Annotated in this window: 1 protein-coding gene; it reads left to right on the top strand. The window is 67.5% G+C overall.

Translation table 11 applies throughout. The features are described 5' to 3' along the window. Positions 1 to 32: 32 nt before the first annotated feature. On the top strand, positions 33 to 274 hold a 242-nt coding region (locus tag SB753_RS37120; protein WP_410805135.1), incomplete at its 3' end, for a hypothetical protein.

The raw sequence follows: 274 nt of genomic DNA, 5'->3' as shown, positions 1-274 counted from the left end.
CGGAGCCGACGGCGCGTGCGCAAACTGCACTGATGCCGCGGTCTGTCGAAAGCGACCTTGAGCCCAGCGCTGCGAACGCGGGCGATGTTGTCGGCGGTCTCGGCGACCGTTACGCGGAAGGCGACAGGGCACTGCGCGAACTGGAAGCCATGCTTGCACAACAGACTCGCGCCGACGCCGGAACGAACGACGTGCCTGCGCGTCCCGTTTCGCCTTCGACGCGGACAGCGTCCACTTCCGCGCCGGTCGCTGATACTGCGAGCCGTGAAGGAGC

The sequence above is a fragment of the Paraburkholderia sp. SIMBA_053 genome (assembly GCF_046534895.1).
GTDB lineage: Bacteria > Pseudomonadota > Gammaproteobacteria > Burkholderiales > Burkholderiaceae > Paraburkholderia > Paraburkholderia caledonica.
This window is presented reverse-complemented; position numbering and strand designations above follow the sequence as displayed.